The sequence below is a fragment of the Mycobacterium sp. TH-M15 genome, assembly GCF_057473705.1.
The window spans coordinates 1-1,903 of sequence record NZ_JBYCLB010000664.1 but is presented as its reverse complement, the minus strand read 5'-3'; the positions used below and the strand labels follow the sequence as shown (position 1 = coordinate 1,903).

Annotated in this window: 3 protein-coding genes; all 3 read right to left on the bottom strand. The window is 69.0% G+C overall.

What is annotated here, in order from left to right; all coding sequences use genetic code 11:
- Positions 1–441: DUF2567 domain-containing protein (locus tag AC2VNT_RS16250; RefSeq protein WP_486947834.1), on the bottom strand; the 441-nt coding region annotated here is incomplete at its 3' end.
- Positions 442–446: 5 nt separating this feature from the next.
- Complete coding sequence (bsaP, locus tag AC2VNT_RS16245; protein ID WP_486947835.1) at positions 447–680, bottom strand: biotin synthase auxiliary protein BsaP; 234 nt, start codon at positions 678–680, stop codon at positions 447–449.
- A gap of 6 nt (positions 681–686) precedes the next feature.
- Positions 687–1,721, bottom strand: a complete 1,035-nt coding sequence (bioB, locus tag AC2VNT_RS16240) for a biotin synthase BioB (RefSeq protein ID WP_486947833.1) — start codon at positions 1,719–1,721, stop codon at positions 687–689.
- Positions 1,722–1,903: the final 182 nt, after the last annotated feature.

Here is a 1,903-nt window from a genome sequence, read left to right as displayed (position 1 = left end):
GAACGCCGGCGCCGCCTGCGTGAAGTAGTGCAGCTGATCGGGGCTCAGCGGGATTGCAGTGAAATCGACTGTGCCATAACGGAAGTGGGCCGCCAATACGCCCACGCCGGTCGCGGCACCGGCCGCGACCAGCATGCCGCTGCACAGTGCCACGACCATCCCAGGTCCGCGGTGCGCCCGCCACTGCCACGCGAGCACCGCCGCGACCGCGGCGACCACATTGAGCAGCCCCAGCATCAGGAACGCGGCGACGAAGAAGTGATCAGATTCCGGTCCCAGGTATTCGTGGAGCCGCTCTCCGCTGTGGGTCAACACCAGCACGCCCCGGACCGGCGGCGCGAGCCACGCCCACAGGGCGCCGACGAGCACGCCGACCGGCGCCAAACCCGCGGCGACCGTGAGCGCCGCCCGTCGTCGAGAAAACCGCGGGCCCGGCCGCATGTCCGTCATCGGAGCGGCTCGAGTTCGGCGGAATCGACCAACCCGTGCCGCGAGCATTTGGCCCACCAGCCGTCGGGCCGTACCTGCACCACCATCCGGCGGCCACACTCGGCGCAGAACCGGGGCGGCTCCAGGCCCAACCGCGCCGAGGTCGGAATAGCGGCACCCTCCGCGGACGGCTTACCCGTGTAGATGTTGTAGACGCCTGCGCTGAGCGGGGCGGGCAGATCGTGGACCATCACGCGCTACAGGCTGGCGTTGAGCGCCTTGATGGGCATCTGCAGGTCGTCGAGCAACTCCAGGTCAGCTTCGGCGGGACGCCCCAGCGTGGTCAGGTAGTTGCCGACGATCACCGCGTTGATGCCGCCCAGGATGCCTTGCTTGGCGCCCAGGTCACCCAGGGTGATCTCGCGGCCACCGGCGAACCGCAGCATGGTGCGCGGCAGCGCCAACCGGAAGGCGGCCACCGCCTTGAGTGCTTCGCCGGCCGGCAGCACCTCGAGGTCGCCGAACGGGGTGCCGGGTCGCGGGTTGAGGAAGTTCAGCGGCACTTCGTCGGGGTCGAGCTCGGCCAGGTTGGCGGCGAACTCGGCGCGCTGCTCGACGGTTTCGCCCATGCCGAGGATGCCGCCGCTGCAGACCTCCATACCGGCCGCACGCACCATCGACAGCGTCTCCCAGCGTTCTTCCCAGCTGTGCGTGGTGACGACGTCGGGGAAAAACGAACGGGCCGTCTCCAGGTTGTGGTTGTAGCGGTGCACGCCCATCGCGGCGAGCCGCTCCACCTGGTCGGCGGTCAACATGCCCAGCGAACAGGCGATCTGGATGTCCACGGCGTCGCGGATCGCTTCGATGCCCGCTGCCACCTGCGCCAGCAGCCGCTCGTCGGGGCCGCGCACCGCGGCGACGATGCAGAACTCGGTGGCGCCGGACTTCGCGGTCTGCTTGGCCGCCGCGACCAGGCTGGGGATGTCCAGCCAGGCGCTGCGCACCGGCGAGGCGAACAACCCCGACTGGGAGCAGAAGTGGCAATCCTCCGGGCAGCCACCGGTTTTCAGGCTGATGATGCCCTCCACCTCGACCTCGGGGCCGCAATGGGCCATCCGGACCTCGTGCGCCAAGGCCAGCAGCTCTTCGAGGCGGTCGTCGGGCAGCTGCAGCACTTCGAGCACCTGCTGCTGGCGCAACCCTTCGCCGCGCTCCAGCACCTGCCGGCGAGCCACCGCCAGAATGTCGGTGCTGTCGGTGTCGGATATCGGCCGAGTCGCCGCCTGAGTCACCAGCTACTCCTTAGGTCTTTGTCTTTGTCCGGTCCCCGCATCCGGGACGCAGCGGACCCGGGATACTCGCAACCAGCGTTGACCGGTGCCCAGGCTAGGCTAGCGGATGTACACCTGCACAAACGTCTGTGGTCCACTCGGCGGATGCCGGGTCCTCGACGGGGTCGCAGCCGGTGAATTTC

Bases quoted from the DNA above. Each gene is read 5' to 3' on its own strand.
- bsaP (WP_486947835.1), bottom strand. From the start codon at position 680: ATGGTCCACGATCTGCCCGCCCCGCTCAGCGCAGGCGTCTACAACATC.